This window comes from Kitasatospora sp. NPDC127111 (assembly GCF_042677465.1).
Classification (GTDB): domain Bacteria; phylum Actinomycetota; class Actinomycetes; order Streptomycetales; family Streptomycetaceae; genus Kitasatospora.
This window is the reverse complement of the sequence record NZ_JBHXTG010000052.1, coordinates 1-16681: the sequence shown is the minus strand read 5'-3', so window position 1 is coordinate 16681 and position 16681 is coordinate 1. Positions and strand designations below refer to the sequence as shown.

Genomic DNA, 16681 nt, shown 5'->3' with positions numbered 1-16681 from the left:
CGGGGCCACCGGACCGGTCACCGACCCACCAAACCGGCCGCCACCGGACCCGTCACCGAGCCTCCGAACCGGCCACCCCGGACCCGTCACCGAGCCTCCGAACCGGCCACCGGAAGCACCGGACCCGCCGCCCGCAGGCCACAGGCCGCCCCCGCCCCCGCCCTGCCCCACCCCGAGGACCGAACGCGCGCGGCCCGCCGCCCGGGGGAACCGGACGACGGGCCGCGCACACGCAGCGGGACCACGCCTACAGCAGGTCCTTGAACTCCTTCGGCAGCTCGAAGTCGGCCGGGCCCTTGCCCGCGCCGAGCCCGAACGCACCGCCGTCGGCCGGCGCCTGGGCGCCGCCCGCACCGAGCGCGCGCCGCTCGGCGGCCGCGGCCTCCTCCTGCGCCCGCTTCAGCGGGTTGCCGCTCTTGCGCTTGCCCTTGGCCTGCGGAGCCTTCTTGGCGGACTTCTTCGAGCCGCCGCCCATGCCCGGGATCCCCGGCATGCCGGGCATGCCCTTGCCGGAGGCCATCGCCGACATCATCTTGCGGGCCTCGAAGAACCGCTCGACCAGGTTCTTCACCTCGCCGACCTGGACGCCCGAACCCTTGGCGATGCGGGCCCGGCGGGAGCCGTTGATCAGCTCCGGCTCGGCGCGCTCGGCCGGGGTCATCGACTTGATGATCGCGCCGACCCGGTTGACGTCCTTGTCGTCGATGTTGTTGATCTGCTCGCGGATCTGGCCCATCCCGGGCAGCATGCCCAGCAGCTTGGAGATCGAGCCCATCTTCTGGACCTGCTCCAGCTGCGACAGGAAGTCGTCCAGGGTGAACTGCTTCGGGCCGCCGCGCAGCTTGGCGGCGATCTTCTCGGCCTCGGCCTGCGAGAAGGTGTCCTCCGCCTTCTCGATCAGCGAGAGGAGGTCACCCATGCCGAGGATGCGCGAGGCCATCCGCTCCGGGTGGAAGGCGTCGAAGTCGTCGACCTTCTCGCCGTTGGAGGCGAACATGATCTGGCGGCCGGTGACGTGCGCGACCGACAGCGCGGCACCACCGCGGGCGTCGCCGTCGAGCTTGGAGAGCACCACACCGGTGAAGTCGACGCCGTCGAGGAAGGCCTGCGCGGTGGTGACCGCGTCCTGGCCGATCATCGCGTCGACGACGAACAGGACCTCGTCCGGGTTCACCGCGGCGCGGATGTCGGCGGCCTGCTGCATCAGTTCGGCGTCGATGCCCAGGCGGCCGGCGGTGTCGACGATGACGACGTCGTACTGCTTCTGCTTGGCGTACTCGATCGAGTCCTTGGCGACCTGCACCGGGTCGCCGACGCCGTTGCCGGGCTGCGGGCCGTAGAAGGCCACGCCGGCGCGGTCGGCGACCACCTGGAGCTGGTTGACGGCGTTGGGGCGCTGGAGGTCGCAGGCGACCAGCAGCGGGGTGTGCTTCTGCTTCTTCAGCCAGAAACCGAGCTTGCCCGCGAGGGTGGTCTTACCGGCACCCTGGAGACCGGCGAGCATGATCACCGTGGGGCCGGTCTTGGCGAACCGCACCCGGCGGGTCTCGCCACCGAGGATGGTGATGAGCTCCTCGTTGACGATCTTGATGATCTGCTGGCCCGGGTTCAGCGCGCGGGAGACCTCGGCACCGAGCGCGCGCTCCTTGACCTGCTTGATGAAGGCCCGCACGACCGGCAGCGCGACGTCCGCCTCCAGCAGCGCGATGCGGATCTCGCGGGCGGTGGCGTCGATGTCCGCCTCGCTCAGGCGGCCCTTGCCCCGGAGGTTCTTGAACGTCGCTGCGAGGCGATCGGAAAGGGTGTCGAACACGTCGGCGCGGGTCCTCTGCGGCATCGGAATCGGTACGGTCGTCGCCCCCAAGGGTATCCGGCGACTCCGGGAACGGTCTCCACCCCCGGGACGACTCCCTCCCGGGGCCTCCCCGGGGCAGGTCGCCCCGGACCTCAGCCCAGCGCCGCCCGGACCGCCGCCGCCACCTCCCCGGCCCGCTGGGCCGAGAGCGGCCGGCCCGCGTCGTCGGTCAGGTAGAACGAGTCGACGGCGTCCGCGCCCAGGGTGGAGACGTGCGCCGTCCGGACCCTGACGCCGGCGCCGTCCAGCGCCCGGCCGATCCGGTGCAACAGGCCGGGCGCGTCGTGGGCCCGCACCTCCAGCACGGTCGCGCTGGCCGAGGCCACCGCGGGCGCCACCGCGACCAGCGGCGGCGGGGTCGGGATGCCGCGCCGGCGCGGGGCGGCCGCGTCGCGTTCGGCGAGCCGGCGCGAGACGTCCAGCGAGCCCTCCAGAGCCCGGCGCAGGTCGGCCCGCAGCCGTGCCGCCTCCGGCAGCTCGCCGAACTCCGCGGCCACCGTCCAGGAGAGCAGCAGCACCGGGCCGGCGCCGATCGGGTCGAGCTCGCGCAGGCCGGCCGAGCGGACGGTCAGCCGGTGCAGCGCCAGCACCCCGGCGACGGTGCCGAGCAGCCCCGGCTGGTCCGGCACGGCGAGGGTCAGCTGCACGCCCATGGGTTCGGTGCCCGGTCCGGTCGCCGCCACGGCCCGGCCCGCGTCCCGGGCCGCAGCCTCACCCGACGCCGCCGTCCCGCCGCGGCCCGGCCCCCAGGCCCGGGCCGACCCCCCGGCCTGTGACGGCCCCCCGACCTGTGACGACCCCCCGACCTGTGACGACCCCCCGGCATGCGCCCCGGACCGGGACCACGCCCCGGACCGGCCCGGCTCTCCGGCCTCGGGCGGTGCCTCGGCCTGGGCGAGCAGCGAGAGCGCCGGACCGCCGGTCCGGGCCGCCTCCACCGCGAGCCGCTCCTGCTCGGCGGTCGGCTCGGCCTCGGCGGGGAAGGGATGGCCGCCGGCCAGCTGGGCGGCGGCCCGGGCCGCCAGACCGTCCACCAGCGAGGCCCGCCAGCGGCTCCAGGCGGCCGGGCCGGTCGCGGTCGCGTCGGCCTCGGTCAGCGCGTGCAGCAGCTCCAGCTGCGGCACGGTGGCGACCACCTTGGTGATCGCCTCCACGGTGGCAGGGTCGTCCGGGTCCCGCCGGGTCGCGGTGTCCACCAGGGTCAGGTGGTGGCGGACCAGCATCGCCAGCGTCTCCACCGACTCCTCGTCGAAGCCCATCCGGACCGCCACGTCGCGGACGATCACCTCGCCGGCCTCGCTGTGGTCACCGGGCCAGCCCTTGCCGATGTCGTGCAGCAGCGCGGCCACCAGCAGCAGGTCCGGCCGGGCCACCCGGCGGGTCATCGCGGCGGCCCGCACCGCCGTCTCGACCAGGTGCCGGTCCACCGTCCAGCGGTGCACCGCGTTGCGCTGCGGCCGGCAGCGGACCCGCTCCCAGTCCGGCAGCAGCCGGGTGATCAGCCCCTCGGCCTCCAGCGCCTCCCAGACCGGCAGACAGGCCTCCCCCGCGCCGAGCAGGGTGACCAGCTGCTCCCGGGCCTCGTCCGGCCACGGCACGGGCAGCGGGCGGCACTCGGCGGCCAGCCGGCGCACCGTCGCGTAGGAGATGGTCAGCCCGTTCTGCGCGGCGGCGGCCGCGGCGCGCAGCGGCAGCACCGGATCGGCCGCCGGGCGGGCGCCCTGGGCCAGCACCGCCTCGCCGTCCTGCTCGACCACGCCCTCGGCGAGCGGGCGGCGGTCGACGGCGCCCCGGGCCACCGCGCCCGCGCCGCGCCCGGCACCGGTGAACGGGAAGGAGAGCCGGGCGGAGCGGCGGCCCCGGCCGGAGCGGGCGGCCAGCACCCGGTCCACCGACCGCCAGGTGACGTCGCTCGCGTAGGCGACGGTGCGGGCGGCCTCGTAGACCTGGCGCAGCAGGGTGTCGGCGTCCAGCACCCCGAGCCGCTCGGCGACCTGGTCCTGGTCCTGCAGGCTGAGCCGCTCGGTGGCCCGGCCGGTGGCCAGGTGCAGCGCGTCGCGGACGTCGGCCAGCCGCAGCGCCGCGGCGTCCAGGCCGTCGCGCGGGGCGTCGGCCAGCCAGGTGGCGGCGATCGCGTTCAGCGTGACCACGTCGCGCAGGCCGCCGCGGGCCTCCTTGAGGTCGGGCTCCAGCAGGAAGGAGAGCTCGCCGTGGCGCTCGGCCCGCTCCCGGCCGAGCTCGCGCAACTCGGGCAGGCGCTTGGGGGCCGCGGCCCGCCAGTCGGCGAGGACGGCGGAACGCAGCTCGGCGGTGAGCGCGGGGTCGCCGGCGATGTGCCGGGCGTCCAGCAGGCCGAGCTGCGCCTTGAGGTCGGCGGCGGCGACGGCGCGGGCCTCGGCGGGGGTGCGCACCGAATGGTCGAGGGCGGTGCCGGCGTCCCAGACCGGGTACCAGATCCGCTCGGGCAGCCCGGGGTCGAGCGGGCCGTCGTGCAGCAGCAGGACGTCGAGGTCGCTGCGCGGGGAGAGCTCGCCGCGCCCATAGCCGCCGACCGCGACCAGGGCGACACCGGCCGGGGCGACACCGGCCGGGGCGCCGGCCGCCGCGAGCAGGCCGGTCAGCCACTCGTCGGTGAGCGCGGACAGCGCGGCGCGACGGGCCCGACCGGCCGGGCCGGGTGCGTCCAGCAGCCGGGCGCGGGCGGCGCCGTAGTCGAGGGAGTCGTCGGTTCCGGTGGCCATGCGAAGTCCCCGTCCGTCGTGCGGTTGAGCGGGCTGCACTGAAATACGCCGCCAGCGGGCCTGCGGCCACGGTGTGGTCGCAGGCCCGCCAGCGGGTGGGTCGATCCGTACGAGCCGTACGAACCGAACGAGCCGTACGAACTAACGAGCTGTACCAGCCGTACGAGCCGTATGAGCTGCGGACTGAACGAGCCGGACGAGCCGAATGCTAGGGCGCGTCCGGGCCGCGCTAGAGGGCGTCGGGGCCGCGCTCGCCGGTCCTGACCCGGACGGCGGTGTCGACCGGGATGCTCCAGACCTTGCCGTCGCCGATCTTGCCGGTCCGGGCCGCCTTGACCAGGACGTCGATCAGCTGGTCGGCGTCGTCGTCCTCGACCAGGACCTCGATTCTGACCTTGGGTACCAGGTCCACGGTGTACTCCGCGCCCCGGTAGACCTCGGTGTGGCCGCGCTGGCGGCCGTAGCCGCTGGCCTCGGTGACGGTCAGGCCGTGCACGCCGAAGGCCTGCAGGGCGGCCTTCACGTCGTCCAGGCGGTGCGGCTTGATGACGGCGGTGATGAGCTTCATCGGGCGTCGACCTCGGTCTTCTCGGTGGTCTGCGGAGCGGCGGATCCGGCGGCGGGGGCGGCGACCACGGCCACGGCCGGGGCGGGGGTGGTCCGGGCCAGCCCGGCGCCGACCGCGCTGAAGTCGTACGCCGACTCGGCGTGCTCGGCCTGGTCGATGCCGGCCACCTCGACCTCCTCGGCGACCCGGAAGCCGACCGTCTTGTCGATCGCCTTGGCCAGCAGCCAGGAGAGGACGAAGGAGTACGCGCCGACCACGGCCACGCCCATCGCCTGCTTGCCGAGCTGCTCCAGGCCGCCGCCGTAGAACAGGCCCTTGGCGGTCTGGCCGACGGTGCCGGTGGCGAAGAGGCCGACCAGCAGCGAGCCGACCGCGCCGCCGACCGCGTGCACGCCGACCACGTCGAGCGAGTCGTCGAAGCCGAAGCGGTACTTGAGGCTGATCGCCGCGGCGCAGAGGGCGCCGGCGATCAGGCCGATCGCCACCGCGCCGATCGGGGAGACCGAGCCGCAGGCCGGGGTGATGGCGACCAGGCCGGCCACCGCGCCGGAGGCGGCGCCCAGCGTGGTGAACGCGCCGTGCCGCAGCTTCTCGTAGATCAGCCAGCCGACCAGCGCGGCCGCCGTGGCGACCTGGGTGTTGATCAGGGCCATCGCGGCGACGCCGTTGGCGGCCAGCGCCGAGCCCGCGTTGAAGCCGAACCAGCCGAACCAGAGCAGCCCGGAGCCGAGCATCACCAGCGGCAGGCTGTGCGGGCGCATCGGGTCCTTCCGGAAGCCGATCCGCTTGCCGAGGACCAGGCAGAGTGCCAGGCCGGCGACGCCCGCGTTGATGTGCACGGCGGTGCCGCCGGCGAAGTCGATCACACCGTTGCGGTCGCCGAGCCAGCCGCCGTTGCCGCCGTCGAAGAAGAAGACCCAGTGCGCGACCGGGAAGTACACGACGGTCACCCAGAGCGCGATGAACAGGCCCCAGGCGGTGAACTTGGCGCGGTCCGCGATGGCGCCGCTGATCAGCGCCGGGGTGATGATCGCGAACATCAGCTGGAAGGCGGAGAACGCGGTGACCGGGATCGTCCCGGCCAGGTCGTTCAGCCCGATGCCGCGCATCCCGAGGAAGTCCAGGTTGCCGATCAGGCCGGCGCCCGCGTCGGGCCCGAAGCTGAGCGAGTACCCGTAGAGGACCCAGAGCACGCTGACGATGCCGAGCGAGAGGAAGCTCATCGCCAGCATGTTGAGTGTGCTCTTGGCCCTGACCATGCCTCCGTAGAAGAAGGCCAGGCCCGGGGTCATCACCATGACCAGGGCCGCACAAATGAGCACGAAGGCGGTATCGCCCGCGCTGAAGCCGTCCGGCATCGGCGTCTCCTCATGAATGGAAGCCGCTCCACATCCGGGTTACCTGTCCCGTGCCACCCGGGGTGTCGGCGATGAGAAGGAGAGTGCCGAAGGCTGGTTTCGGCCGATGCGGCCGGTTGTTTCACGACCGTGACGGCGGCGACGCAGGGGTTACGCCTGCGTGAACCACGGCCGCGCCACCCGGCCGGATGGGTTACCGTGCCGCCGCACGGCACGAGGAGTGCCGCGGCCGCGACCGACCGCGACGGCCGTGAAGACCACGGCCGCCGACGGCGAAGGCCGCGAGCACCACGGCCACCGCCCGCGACGGCGAAGGCCGTGGGTCACGGCGGGCCCACCCGTCGGGGTGGCCCGCCGTGACCCACGGCGACTCACACCACCGAGACGTACTCCGGGATGTCCTGGACCACCCGCTCCTTGAGCCGGCTCACCGCGTCCACGCCCTGGTAGCGGGCGGCCGCGGCCTCCGTGGTCTTGCGCACCCGGGAGTTCAGCCGCTCCGAGCGCACCTTGGTGGCGATGTCCACCGCCTGCTCGGCGAAGACCGCCGCCTCCTCCGGCTCCTTCTGCAGCAGGTGCACGCTGGCCATGCCGATCAGGTTGAAGGCGTACGAGCGGACGTGGTCGCCGTCCTGCCGGAAGAGGTCCACCGCGCGCTCCATCACCGGGGCGGACATCGAGGCGTAGAGCTCGGCGTTGTCCGAGTGGTAGGCGAGGTCGCGGAACGAGTGCGCGTTCTCCGCGTTCAGCTCGGCCGGTGAGAAGAACTTCAGCCAGTCCGGGTCGCCGTCGCCCTCGCGGATGTCGGTGAAGGTGTCCTCGGCCAGCCGCACCGCCCGGGCGCAGCGGTTCACCTCGCCGATCGTGGCGTAGGCCCGCGCCTCCATCGCGTAGAGCAGCGACTGCTGGCGGGGGGTGGCGGTGTCGCGGCTGCCGTACTGGGCCAGGTGGATCAGCTCCAGGGCGTCCTCACCGCGGTTGAGGTGGATCATCTGCCGGCTCATGTCGGTGAGGATCAGCGCGCCGAACGGGCGGTCGCCGGCCTCCTTGGCCGCGTGCAGTGCCAGCACGTAGTACTTCTGCGCGCTCGGGTGCATGCCGACGTCGTACGACATCCAGCCGGCCAGGTGGGCCAGCTCGGCGGTGAGCCGGAAGAGCCGCTTGGTGGTCTGCTCGGGGTACGTCTCCTGGAGCAGGTCGGTGACCTCGTGGAGCTGGCCGACGACGGCCTTGCGGCGCAGCCCGCCGCCGTTCTGGGCGTCCCACTGGCGGAACATGACGGTGGTCTGTTCGAGGAGTTCGAGCTCGGGTTCGGAGAGCCGGCCGGTGAACGGCTCGCCGCCGTTGGCCGCGGTCAGGATCGGGGTGGGCATGCCGGTCGGGCCGGGGGCGAGCCAGCGCTGCATCGGCTCGATCAGCGCGGCGCCGGCCGTCAGGGCGAGCGACGTGCCCAGGAAGCCGCGCCGGTTGAGCATCAGGTCGCTGCGGGAGTAGTCACTGATCAGCTGGACGGTCTGCGGCGCACTCCACGGCAGGTCGACCCCGCCGCCCACCGTGGAGACCGGGATGGCGGCCCGCAGCCCGAGGTCCTCGATGGAGACCACGGAGCCGAACCGCTCCGAGAAGAGTTCCGACATGATCTTCGGGATCGGCTCGCGGGGCTGCTCGCCGTCGAGCCAGCGGCGCACCCGTGAGGTGTCCGTGGAGACGTGGTGGGCGCCGATCTGCCGGGCCCGGCGGTTGACCTGACGGGCCAGTTCGCCCTTCGACCAACCGCTGCGGGTGAACCACGTGGTCAGCTTCTCATTGGGTTGCTTCTCTGCCATGGGTAACGTCCCCATCCCGCCCGGCCCCTGCTTCGGGGCCCCCGATCGTGACCGCCCGACGGTTGCGGGCTCTTGCCGGCCGTGCCGTACCTGCGGTGGTGCCGCGGCCGCCGGCCCGTACCACCCGCCCCGTTCGCCGGTATCTCCGGCCCCGGATTCGCTCGTCGAACCGTTGGTCGTACTGGTGTGCCATCCTGGCGGACGAGCCGTCAGGTTCCCCAACTCCCGCGCCCAGAGGGCCTGGAGCGGACTCTCCGACGACGTCCGTGTGCTGAACGTAGTGCCCCGTGCGCCACCCGGGGGAGCGCCCCTGGCGAAACGCCACCTTTCGCCACCCCCAGGAGTGAACCGAAGCAAGTCCGCACACGCTTCACTAGAAGTCCCGACGGTCCGGCATATGCGGGCCGCCAAGTCCCCACCGGCCCCGGCCCGCAGGCAACCCGCAGCAGCCACCGGCGGATTCGCCGCCCGCCCGGTCGACGGCCCTCCCGCGCACACGACGATCCGGCATCGGCACCGCCCGTCACAAGGGGCGCCCGAGGCGCAAGCGCACACCTGGCGCACGCCACGCGCCGCGCGCCGCCACCGCACAACGCACCACGCAACGGACAATCAACGCAAAGTCACCATCCCGTAACCATCGGCAACCAGAACCTGTTGGGGGAGGCATGGACAACCTGTTCGGCGAACTTCGACTGGGGCACCTGCGGTTGGCCCCGCTGGGCGCGCGCCGCCGCACCCGGGTCACCGCGTCCCAGGCGGCCGCGGAGTACACCGGCCGCTGGGGTTGGGCGGTCGCCGTCGGCAACCCGGCCGGTGCGGCCACCGCCCCGGCCGACTGCCACTGCGGCGCCCCGCGCTGCGCCGCGCCCGGCCTGCACCCGGCCCCCGGTGGCGCGCCGGCCGCCCGGTCCGGCGCCGACGTCTCGGTGCTGTTCCCCACCGGCCGCGCCTTCGACGTGCTGGACGTCCCCGAGCAGGCCGGCCTGCGGGCGCTCGTCCGGCTGGAGCGGATGGGCACCCAGATCGGCCCGGTGCTGGCCTCCCCCACCGGCCGGCTGCAGTTCCTGGTCGCCGCCGGCACCGCCCGCCGACTGCCCGACCTGCTGTACCGGATGGGCTGGGACGACGCGGCGCTCGACCTCGCGTGCCACGGCGAGGGCAGCTACGTCGCCGCCCCGCCCACCGTGCTCGGCGGCCTCGGCCCGGTGCGCTGGCTGCGCCGGCCGACCCGCGACAACGCCGGCTGTCCGCCCGAGGCCCGGCTGCTGCTCGGCACGCTCGCCTACGCCTGCCACCGCGGCCGCGAGCGCACCCCCGAGCCCGCCTGGCTCGCGTCGTAACTCGCCCGGCTCGCCCGAACACCCAGCTCGCCCGGCTCCCCGCGAGCCCACCCGGGGGCGCACGACGAAGGGCCCACCCCGGGGCGCACGACGAAGGGCCCACCCCCGGCGCGCACGACGAAGGGCCCGCCCCCGGTGGGAGCGGACCCTTCGAACGGCGGAGCCTCAGTCCCCGATCAGCGCGTCCACGAACGCGCCCGGCTCGAACGGCGCCAGGTCGTCGGCACCCTCGCCGAGACCGATCAGCTTGACCGGAACGCCCAGCTCGCGCTGGACCGCGACCACGATGCCCCCCTTGGCGGTGCCGTCCAGCTTGGTCAGCACGATGCCGGTGATGTCGACCACCTCGGCGAAGACCCGGGCCTGGATCAGCCCGTTCTGGCCGGTGGTGGCGTCCAGCACCAGCAGCACCTCGTCCACCGGGCCGTGCTTCTCGACGACCCGCTTGACCTTGCCCAGCTCGTCCATCAGACCGGTCTTGGTGTGCAGCCGGCCGGCGGTGTCCACCAGTACGGTGTCGGCGCCCTCGGCGATGCCCTCCTTGACCGCGTCGAACGCGATCGAGGCCGGGTCGCCGCCCTCCGGGCCGCGCACGGTCCGGGCGCCCACCCGCTCGCCCCAGGTCTGCAGCTGGTCGGCGGCGGCGGCGCGGAAGGTGTCGGCGGCGCCGAGCACCACCTTGCGGCCGTCGGCGACCAGGACCCGGGCCAGCTTGCCGGTGGTGGTGGTCTTGCCGACGCCGTTGACGCCGACGACCAGGACGACGGCCGGGCCCTCCGCGTGCTTGGTGGAGTGCACGGTCCGGTCGGCGTCCTTGCCGACCAGCTCGACCAGCTCCTCGCGGAGCAGCCCGCGCAGCTCGTCCGGGGTGCGGGTGCCGAGCACCTTGACCCGGGTGCGCAGCGATTCGACCAGCTCCTGGGTGGGGGCCACGCCGACGTCGGCGGTCAGCAGGGTCTCCTCGATCTCCTCCCAGGTGTCCTCGTCCAGGTGCTCGCGCGAGAGCAGCGAGAGCAGGCCCTTGCCGAGGGAGTTCTGGGAGCGGGAGAGCCGGGAGCGCAGCCGGACCAGCCGGCCGGCGGTGGGCTCGGGGACTTCGAGGGCCGGGGCCTCCTCCTCGATCGTCTCGGGGACGGTCACCGCCTCGGGCTCGGCCTCGGCCTCCGGGAGCTCCACCTCCTCGACGGTGCGGCGGGGCTCCTCGGTCGGGGGCGCGGCCTCCTCCCCGACGGCGGGCTCGCGCGGGGTCGGGGGCGCCGTGATGACCGGCGCCTGCGACTTGGGAGGCAGTTGCCGGCGTCGTCTGCCGGAAACGACGAGGCCGGCGATCGCGGCGACGGCGACCACGGCGATGACTACGGCAAGGATCACGAATTCCACATCAATCTCCTTCGTTGGGTCCCCCGACAGAGTGATCCTTCGGTCACCGACGCACGAGCGTCCCCGCCTCCCCTACGCTGACCACCGTGCCGTCCGGCACCGGTCAGGGCTTGGCCGTCACGAGGTCGTCCAACGGCTGAGTGAGAAGCCCCCTCGCGCGCGAGGGGGAGGAGTCACAACCCATCCAGTATCCGTGATCCGGGGGCGCCCGAGGGCATCCGCCCCGGCATCGGCCGACGGATGTCAGTCCGTTGGCCCGGAGGCGCCCACCTCGTCGAGCTGCCGGGGAAGCACCGCGCGCGGCTCGCGCTCACGGTGCTCTCCCCCGGCCTGGCGGCTGGGAGGTGCCCCCACGCGCAACCGCTGGCTGATCACCTGCGAGATCCCGTCGCCCTTCATCGTCACCCCGTACAGGGCGTCGGCCGACTCCATGGTCAGCTTCTGGTGGGTGATGACGATCAGCTGGGAGCTCTCCCGCAGCTCCTCCATAATCCCGATCAGCCGGCGCAGGTTGGTCTCGTCGAGCGCCGCCTCCACCTCGTCCATCACGTAGAACGGGCTGGGCCGGGCCTTGAAGATCGACACCAGCAGCGCCACCGCGGTCAGCGAGCGCTCGCCGCCGGAGAGCAGCGAGAGCCGCTTGACCTTCTTGCCCGGCGGGCGGGCCTCCACCTCGACGCCGGTGGTCAGCATGTTGTCCGGGTCGGTCAGCACCAGCCGGCCCTCCCCGCCGGGGAAGAGCCGCGAGAAGACGCCCTCGAACTGGGCGGCGGTGTCGTGGTACGCGGAGGTGAACAGCTGCTCGACCCGCTCGTCCACGTCCTTGACGATGTCGAGCAGGTCGCGGCGGCTCCGCTTGAGGTCGTCCAGCTGTTCGCCGAGGAACGTGTGGCGCTCCTCCAGCGCCGCGAACTCCTCCAGCGCCAGCGGGTTCACCTTGCCGAGCTGCTGGTACGCCTTCTCGGCCGCCCGCAGCCGCTTCTCCTGCTCGGCCCGGTCGTACGGGCGCGGCTCGCCGGGATCCCGGCCCTCATCGGGCGTGGAGGGCGGGACGAGCTGGTCCGGCCCGTAGCCGGCGAGCAGTTCGCCGCCCTCGATGCCGAACTCCTCCAGCGCCCGGGACTCCAGCTGCTCGATCCGCAGCCGCTTCTCGGCCCGCAGCACCTCGTCCCGGTGTCCGGCGTCGACCAGCTTGTCCAGCTCGGCCTTGAGCTCTCGGCCGTGCTCGCGGTGCTCCCGGAGCTCCGCCTCGCGCTCCTCGCGCGCACGTTCGACGGCGGCCCGCCCGGCGTCGGCGCGGGCGAGTGACACCTCCAGGCAGGCGAGCAGCTGCCGGGCGCCCGCCGCGACGGCGTTCGCCACCCCGGCGTCGTGCTCGGCGCGCCGGCGGCGCTCGGCCGCCCGGGCGCGCGCCTCGCGTTCGGCCCGGGCCGCCCGGTCCAGCTGGTCGGCGCGGCCGCTCAGCGCCCGCACCCGCTCCTCGTGGGTGCGGACGGCGAGCCTGGCCTCCAGTTCGGTCTGCCGCGCGGTGGTGGCGGCCCCGGCCAGCCGCTGCTGCTCGGCGGCGTCCGGCTCGTCCTCGCCCGCCTCCGCCGACTCCTCGGCCGCGGCGAGCCGCTCGGCCAGCTCCTCGGCGGTGGCGAGCAGGCCGGCCAGCCCCTGCTCGGCGCGGTCGGCGGCGGCGGTGAGCCGCTCGGCCTCGCCGGCGGCGGCCCGGGACTGCCCGCCGAGCCGACCGAGGGCGCCCGCCACCTCGGCCCGCGCCTTCTCGGCCTGCCGCCTGCGGGCGGCGAGTTGCTCCAGTTCGGCGGCCGACTCCCGGCGCAGCTCGGTGAGTTCGGCCAGCCGCTGGGCGGATTCGGCGCAGCGGACGGCCAGTTCGCCGATCGCCCGGGCGGTCTCGTCCACCGCGGCCTGGGTCTCCAGCAGGCTGGGTGCGCCGCCCGCGCCGCCGTGCGCGAAGCCCGCGCCGAGCCGGTCGCCCTCGGCGGTGACGGCGGCCAGCCCGGGGTGTGCGCCGACCAGTGCCACCGCCTCGTCGAGCGAGCCGACCACGGCGACGCCGGCCAGCAGGGCCCGCGCGGCCGGAAGCAACTCGGGCGGCCCGTCGACCAGTTCGGCGGCCCAGCGGGCGCCGGCCGGCGACTCCTGCACCGCGGGGGCCGGTTCGGGGGCGCCCGCGATCAGCAGGGCGGCCCGGCCGGCGTCCTCCGTGCGCAGCAGGCGCAGCGCCTCGGCGGCGGTGCCGGGCGAGTCGACGGCCACCGCGTCCGCCGCCGCACCGAACGCGGCCGCGACGGCGGTCTCGTGGCCGGGGGTGACCCGCAGCAGTGCGGCCGCCGGGCCGAGCAGCCCGGCCAGCCGGTCCCCGGCGGCCAGCAGCGCGCCGCTGCCGTCCTTTCGGCGCAGCCCGAGCGCCAGCGCCTCGTGCCGCGCGATCAGCCCGGCCCGCTCCCGCTCGGCGGCACCGGCCTCCTCGCGGGCGGCGGCCAGGTCGCGTTCGACGGCGGCGAGCCGTTCCCGGGCGGCCTCGTGCGCGGCGTCGGCGCGCTCGTCGTCCCCGGCCAGGCCGTCGACCTGGTCGCGCAGTTCCTCGTACTCCCGCCGGGCGGCCTCGGCGCGCAGCAGCGCCTCGTCCCTGGCCTCGGCGAGCCGGCCGGTCTCGGCCTGGGCGGCGGCCGCCTTGGACCGGGCGGCGGCCGCCTGGCCCTGCAGCCGCGCCAGGCCCTCCCGGCGGTCGGCGATGGCCCGGGCCGCGTCCTTGAGCCGGCGTTCCTCCGCGGCGAGCTCGCGTTCCAGCTCGCTCCGGGTCTCGACCGCCTCGGCCAGGGCGTACTGGGCCTGCTCCAGTGCCTCGGTGAGCGCCGCCTCCTCCTCGCGCACCCGCTCGGCCTCCCGCTCCAGCTCCTCCGGGTCCCGGCCGCGCCGCTCCTCGGCCTGCCCGCCGGCGGCCGCGTGCCGGGCCCGCGCCTCGGCCAGCCCGACGGTGCCACGGGTGCGTTCGGCGAGGGCCGAGAGCCGGTACCAGGTCTGCCGGGCCGCCTCCAGGCTCGGGCCGAGCTGCTGGACCTGCGCCTCCAGGACGGCCTCGCGCTGGATCGCCCGGGCCAGCTCCTGTTCGACGGTGGAGCGGCGGAGTTTGAGCGCCAGTTCGTCGGCGACCTCGGCCTCGACGGCGCGGCGGAGGGTGAGCAGGTCGTCGGCGAGCAGCCGGAGCCGGGCGTCCCGCAGGTCGGCCTGGATGCCGGCCGCGCGCCGGGCGATCCTGGCCTGCCGGCCGAGCGGGCCGAGCTGGCGGCGGAGTTCGGCGACCAGGTCCTGGACGCGGTTGAGGTTGACCTGCATCGCGTCCAGCTTCCGCAGCGCCTTCTCCTTGCGCTTGCGGTGCTTGAGGACGCCGGCGGCCTCCTCGATGAAGGCGCGGCGGCCCGTCGGGTCGGCGTGCAGGACGGAGTCGAGCTGGCCCTGGCCGACGATGACGTGCATCTCGCGGCCGATTCCGGAGTCGGAGAGCAGTTCCTGGATGTCCAGGAGCCGGCAGGTGTCGCCGTTGAGCGCGTACTCGCTGCCGCCGTTGCGGAACATGGTCCGGGTGATGGTCACCTCGGCGTACTCGATCGGCAGCGCGCCGTCGGAGTTGTCGATGGTGAGGCTGACCTCGGCGCGGCCGAGCGGGGCGCGCCCGCTGGTCCCGGCGAAGATGACGTCCTCCATCTTGCCGCCGCGCAGCGACTTGGCGCCCTGCTCCCCCATGACCCAGGAGAGCGCGTCGACGACGTTGGACTTGCCGGAGCCGTTGGGCCCGACCACGCAGGTGATGCCGGGCTCGAACCGCAGGGTGGTGGCGGAGGCGAAGGACTTGAACCCGCGCAGCGTCAGACTCTTCAGGTGCACGCGGCGGTCTCCTCATCGCTCACCGGGCCGTCGTTCCAGGCCCCAGCGGCGACTGTATCCGGCGGTGACCGGCGCGGACCCGTCCGGACACGTCCGCGCCGGTCACCGCCGGAAAGGTCCCCACGCCTCCGGACACGACGAAGGGACGCCACGCGGGGCGTCCCTTGCAAGCTGCGTCCCTTGATCGGGGCGGCTCAGTGCACAGCGGCGTCGATCTGCTTCAGACCGGGCGGGACTCAGGTGAGAGCCGGCTCCCGCTGGTCCAGATCGATGCTGTTGAGCAGCGAGTGCTCGTCAGCGACAGCGGTGAGCGCGTCGTTCTCAGCCTGCATCCGAAGGAGCTCCGCTTCGAGGTCCTGGACGCGCTGCTGAAGCCGTCGCATCTCGGAGAGCATTCGCGGGTCGGGGCCGCCGACGTACCCGAGAAGCGCCTTTGCCATGATGAATGGTCCTCCACGCTGAGTGACCGAACCGGAACGGTGAGGTCTAGGGGGAAGGGGGACGCACGCGCGGCGCGTCACCGGCAGTGCTGGCTGGGCACCATGGCACAACCACCGTGAGCTGGGCCCACGGGGTATGCGCCTACCGGACAAACGCGGTCGTGTGCGCGGGCTTCAAGCGTCTCACCAAAGACGGAAAGGGTCAACACGATCACCGCACGCTACCGCGCCCCTGTCACCTGCCTGGCGGTGTGGTCACGCCAGGGGGTCTCGGGCCGGTCTCCACCGGGTGCTCGTGGATCATCGTTCGATGCGGAGTCAACCACGAGTCTGCCCGGATGGCAACCGTATGACACCGGTGGTTGCCGATCATTTCCCGGCCGTCCCCCGCGGACGGGCCCACGACCCGCTCCGGCACCGGGTTCAGCGGATCTCGAAGCTCTCGTAGCCGGCGCCGACGGCGGTCCAGATCTCGGTCACACCCGAGACGCTGCCGGGCGTGTCGGGGCCGCGGAGCAGGGCCAGCAGCTGCTCGCAGTCGGCCGCCAGGCCCTCGGCCACCACCTGGACCCGCCCGTCGCCGAGGTTGCTCGCGTACCCGGTCAGGCCGCCGATCTCCAGTGCGCGCGCCCTGGTCCACCAGCGGAAGCCGACCTGCTGGACCTTCCCCCGCACCCAGGCGGTCACCCGGACCGGTTCATCGCTGTGGGCATCACGACCGTGCATGCCCCGACCCTAACGGGAGGGTGGTCACGGCTCCACCGGGCCTTCCATGGTCCAGCCCGGGCTGTGGATCTCGATCCGGAGGTCGGCGCGGTTCCCCTCCTCGCCGCAGGTACGGCAGACCCAGGCCGGGTCGTACGGGTGCGGCGGGTGCCCGTCGGGGGTGTGCCGCAGGCCGACCGGCGGCTCGGTCTGCACCCAGCGGTCGCCCCAGCTGAGCAGCGCCTGGGTGAGCGGGACGAGATCGCGGCCGGCCTCGGTGAGGTGGTACTCGAACCGCGGCGGCCGCTCGCTGTAGGCGCGGCGTTCCACCACCCCGGCCTCCTCCAGGGCCCGCAGCCGCGCGGTGAGCCGGTCCCGGGGGGCGCCGGTGTTGCGGGCGATCCGGTCGAACCGGTGGTTGCCGTAGAGCAGCTCGCGGACGGCGAGCAGGGCCCACTTCTCGCCGACGACGTGCAGGGCGGCGGCGATCGAGCAGGGCCGGCCGGGCAGGGCGGGCGGGGCCGGGGGGGTGTGGGAGGTCACACCGCCAGCCTGCCACACAGGGTTGCGT

The 16681-nt window shown here is 74.3% G+C and carries 11 protein-coding genes; 1 reads left to right on the top strand and 10 read right to left on the bottom strand.

The window, feature by feature from the left end; all coding sequences use genetic code 11:
* Nucleotides 1-247: 247 nt before the first annotated feature.
* From ffh to ACFVHB_RS26995, 5 genes are all read right to left on the bottom strand, one after another.
* Nucleotides 248-1813: a signal recognition particle protein gene (gene ffh, locus ACFVHB_RS27015; RefSeq protein WP_380327474.1), complete on the bottom strand. Its 1566-nt coding sequence runs from the start codon at nt 1811-1813 to the stop codon at nt 248-250.
* A gap of 134 nt (nt 1814-1947) precedes the next feature.
* Nucleotides 1948-4596, bottom strand: a complete 2649-nt coding sequence (locus tag ACFVHB_RS27010) for a [protein-PII] uridylyltransferase (RefSeq protein ID WP_380327399.1) — start codon at nt 4594-4596, stop codon at nt 1948-1950.
* Nucleotides 4597-4825: 229 nt separating this feature from the next.
* On the bottom strand, nt 4826-5164 hold the full coding sequence (locus tag ACFVHB_RS27005) for a P-II family nitrogen regulator (RefSeq protein WP_360193156.1): 339 nt from the start codon (nt 5162-5164) through the stop codon (nt 4826-4828).
* The gene (locus ACFVHB_RS27000) at nt 5161-6522 is read right to left on the bottom strand and encodes an ammonium transporter (protein ID WP_380327397.1); all 1362 of its coding nucleotides are present in this window, start codon (nt 6520-6522) and stop codon (nt 5161-5163) included. Before ACFVHB_RS27000 ends, ACFVHB_RS27005 begins: the two co-directional genes overlap by 4 nt.
* Nucleotides 6523-6893: 371 nt before the next feature.
* Complete coding sequence (locus ACFVHB_RS26995; protein ID WP_380327395.1) at nt 6894-8348, bottom strand: hypothetical protein; 1455 nt, start codon at nt 8346-8348, stop codon at nt 6894-6896.
* A 668-nt stretch (nt 8349-9016) separates the two neighbouring features.
* Between ACFVHB_RS26995 and ACFVHB_RS26990 the strand changes: the two genes are divergently transcribed.
* Complete coding sequence (locus tag ACFVHB_RS26990) at nt 9017-9691, top strand: bifunctional DNA primase/polymerase (RefSeq protein ID WP_380327393.1); 675 nt, start codon at nt 9017-9019, stop codon at nt 9689-9691.
* A 165-nt stretch (nt 9692-9856) separates the two neighbouring features.
* Here the strand turns inward: ACFVHB_RS26990 and ftsY are convergent, their stop codons facing one another.
* The 5 genes from ftsY to ACFVHB_RS26965 all read right to left on the bottom strand — a co-directional run bounded on the left by ftsY (nt 9857) and on the right by ACFVHB_RS26965 (nt 16653).
* Entirely contained in the window at nt 9857-11071 is a 1215-nt protein-coding gene (gene ftsY, locus ACFVHB_RS26985) for a signal recognition particle-docking protein FtsY (protein ID WP_380327391.1), read from the bottom strand.
* A gap of 243 nt (nt 11072-11314) precedes the next feature.
* Nucleotides 11315-14965, bottom strand: coding sequence for a chromosome segregation protein SMC (gene smc, locus ACFVHB_RS26980; RefSeq protein WP_380327389.1), 3651 nt, complete (start codon nt 14963-14965; stop codon nt 11315-11317).
* A gap of 236 nt (nt 14966-15201) precedes the next feature.
* On the bottom strand, nt 15202-15405 hold the full coding sequence (locus tag ACFVHB_RS26975; RefSeq protein ID WP_045702518.1) for a hypothetical protein: 204 nt from the start codon (nt 15403-15405) through the stop codon (nt 15202-15204).
* Between the two features lie 423 nt (nt 15406-15828).
* Nucleotides 15829-16131, bottom strand: coding sequence for an acylphosphatase (locus ACFVHB_RS26970; protein WP_380327387.1), 303 nt, complete (start codon nt 16129-16131; stop codon nt 15829-15831).
* A 24-nt stretch (nt 16132-16155) separates the two neighbouring features.
* Complete coding sequence (locus tag ACFVHB_RS26965) at nt 16156-16653, bottom strand: winged helix-turn-helix transcriptional regulator (protein ID WP_380327385.1); 498 nt, start codon at nt 16651-16653, stop codon at nt 16156-16158.
* Nucleotides 16654-16681 lie beyond the last annotated feature (28 nt).

What these genes read in the sequence shown, in the direction of transcription:
- ACFVHB_RS27010 (WP_380327399.1), bottom strand. Translation starts at nt 4,596, where the DNA reads ATGGCCACCGGAACCGACGACTCCCTCGACTACGGCGCCGCCCGCGCC.
- ACFVHB_RS27005 (WP_360193156.1), bottom strand. Translation starts at nt 5,164, where the DNA reads ATGAAGCTCATCACCGCCGTCATCAAGCCGCACCGCCTGGACGACGTG.
- ACFVHB_RS27000 (WP_380327397.1), bottom strand. Translation starts at nt 6,522, where the DNA reads ATGCCGGACGGCTTCAGCGCGGGCGATACCGCCTTCGTGCTCATTTGT.
- ACFVHB_RS26995 (WP_380327395.1), bottom strand. Translation starts at nt 8,348, where the DNA reads ATGGCAGAGAAGCAACCCAATGAGAAGCTGACCACGTGGTTCACCCGC.
- ACFVHB_RS26990 (WP_380327393.1), top strand. Translation starts at nt 9,017, where the DNA reads ATGGACAACCTGTTCGGCGAACTTCGACTGGGGCACCTGCGGTTGGCC.
- ACFVHB_RS26975 (WP_045702518.1), bottom strand. Translation starts at nt 15,405, where the DNA reads ATGGCAAAGGCGCTTCTCGGGTACGTCGGCGGCCCCGACCCGCGAATG.
- ACFVHB_RS26970 (WP_380327387.1), bottom strand. Translation starts at nt 16,131, where the DNA reads ATGCACGGTCGTGATGCCCACAGCGATGAACCGGTCCGGGTGACCGCC.